The organism is Streptomyces sp. NPDC093225, from assembly GCF_044753805.1.
Taxonomy (GTDB): Bacteria; Actinomycetota; Actinomycetes; order Streptomycetales; family Streptomycetaceae; genus Streptomyces.
Genome location: NZ_JBIVNX010000113.1, coordinates 1 through 2,511 on the forward strand (window position 1 = coordinate 1; position 2,511 = coordinate 2,511).

General features: G+C 56.5%; 1 rRNA gene. It reads left to right on the plus strand.

The features are described 5' to 3' along the window. Window positions 1–2,473, plus strand: a 23S ribosomal RNA gene (locus tag ACIQCH_RS38365); the annotation flags it as partial. Between the last annotated feature and the right edge of the window lie 38 nt (window positions 2,474–2,511).

Below are 2,511 nucleotides of genomic sequence, written 5' to 3' on the forward strand. Positions count from 1 at the left end.
TCTCGTGACTGCGTGCCTTTTGAAGAATGAGCCTGCGAGTTAGCGGTGTGTAGCGAGGTTAACCCGTGTGGGGAAGCCGTAGCGAAAGCGAGTCCGAATAGGGCGATTGAGTTGCACGCTCTAGACCCGAAGCGGAGTGATCTAGCCATGGGCAGGTTGAAGCGGAGGTAAGACTTCGTGGAGGACCGAACCCACCAGGGTTGAAAACCTGGGGGATGACCTGTGGTTAGGGGTGAAAGGCCAATCAAACTCCGTGATAGCTGGTTCTCCCCGAAATGCATTTAGGTGCAGCGTCGTGTGTTTCTTGCCGGAGGTAGAGCACTGGATAGGCGATGGGCCCTACCGGGTTACTGACCTTAGCCAAACTCCGAATGCCGGTAAGTGAGAGCACGGCAGTGAGACTGTGGGGGATAAGCTCCATGGTCGAGAGGGAAACAGCCCAGAGCATCGACTAAGGCCCCTAAGCGTACGCTAAGTGGGAAAGGATGTGGAGTCGCAGAGACAACCAGGAGGTTGGCTTAGAAGCAGCCACCCTTGAAAGAGTGCGTAATAGCTCACTGGTCAAGTGATTCCGCGCCGACAATGTAGCGGGGCTCAAGCGTACCGCCGAAGTCGTGTCATTGCAGCAATAGGGCCAACGCCCGCTGTGATGGGTAGGGGAGCGTCGTGTGCCGGGTGAAGCAGCCGCGGAAGCGAGTTGTGGACGGTTCACGAGTGAGAATGCAGGCATGAGTAGCGATACAAGAGTGAGAAACTCTTGCGCCGATTGACTAAGGGTTCCTGGGTCAAGCTGATCTGCCCAGGGTAAGTCGGGACCTAAGGCGAGGCCGACAGGCGTAGTCGATGGACAACCGGTTGATATTCCGGTACCCGCTTTGAAACGCCCAATATCGAGCCCATTAATGCTAAGGCCGTGAAGCCGCCCTGGAGACTTCGGTCAAAGGGGAGTGGTGGAGCCGCTGATCCAAGGTGGTAGTAGGTAAGCGATGGGGTGACGCAGGAAGGTAGTCCAGCCCGGGCGGTGGTAGTCCCGGGGTAAGGGTGTAGGCCGTGTGGTAGGCAAATCCGTCACACGTTAAGGCTGAGACCTGATGCCGAGCCGATTGTGGTGAAGTGGATGATCCTATGCTGTCGAGAAAAGCCTCTAGCGAGTTTCATGGCGGCCCGTACCCTAAACCGACTCAGGTGGTCAGGTAGAGAATACCGAGGCGTTCGGGTGAACTATGGTTAAGGAACTCGGCAAAATGCCCCCGTAACTTCGGGAGAAGGGGGGCCATCACTGGTGATCGGATTTACTCCGTGAGCTGGGGGTGGCCGCAGAGACCAGCGAGAAGCGACTGTTTACTAAAAACACAGGTCCGTGCGAAGCCGTAAGGCGATGTATACGGACTGACGCCTGCCCGGTGCTGGAACGTTAAGGGGACCGGTTAGCTCTGTTTCGACAGGGCGAAGCTGAGAACTTAAGCGCCAGTAAACGGCGGTGGTAACTATAACCATCCTAAGGTAGCGAAATTCCTTGTCGGGTAAGTTCCGACCTGCACGAATGGCGTAACGACTTCTCGACTGTCTCAACCATAGGCCCGGTGAAATTGCACTACGAGTAAAGATGCTCGTTTCGCGCAGCAGGACGGAAAGACCCCGGGACCTTTACTACAGTTTGATATTGGTGTTCGGTTCGGCTTGTGTAGGATAGGTGGGAGACTTTGAAGCAGCCACGCCAGTGGTTGTGGAGTCGCCGTTGAAATACCACTCTGGTCGTGCTGGATGTCTAACCTCGGTCCGTGATCCGGATCAGGGACAGTGTCTGATGGGTAGTTTAACTGGGGCGGTTGCCTCCCAAAGGGTAACGGAGGCGCCCAAAGGTTCCCTCAGCCTGGTTGGCAATCAGGTGTTGAGTGTAAGTGCACAAGGGAGCTTGACTGTGAGACCGACGGGTCGAGCAGGGACGAAAGTCGGGACTAGTGATCCGGCGGTGGCTTGTGGAAGCGCCGTCGCTCAACGGATAAAAGGTACCCCGGGGATAACAGGCTGATCTTCCCCAAGAGTCCATATCGACGGGATGGTTTGGCACCTCGATGTCGGCTCGTCGCATCCTGGGGCTGGAGTCGGTCCCAAGGGTTGGGCTGTTCGCCCATTAAAGCGGTACGCGAGCTGGGTTTAGAACGTCGTGAGACAGTTCGGTCCCTATCCGCTGCGCGCGTAGGAATATTGAGAAGGGCTGTCCCTAGTACGAGAGGACCGGGACGGACGAACCTCTGGTGTGCCAGTTGTCCTGCCAAGGGCATGGCTGGTTGGCTACGTTCGGGAGGGATAACCGCTGAAAGCATCTAAGCGGGAAGCCTGCTTCGAGATGAGTATTCCCACCTCCTTGAGAGGGTAAGGCTCCCAGTAGACGACTGGGTTGATAGGCCGGATGTGGAAGCCCAGTAATGGGTGGAGCTGACCGGTACTAATAGGCCGAGGGCTTGTCCTCAGTTGCTCGCGTCCACTGTGTTAGTTCTGAAGTAACGA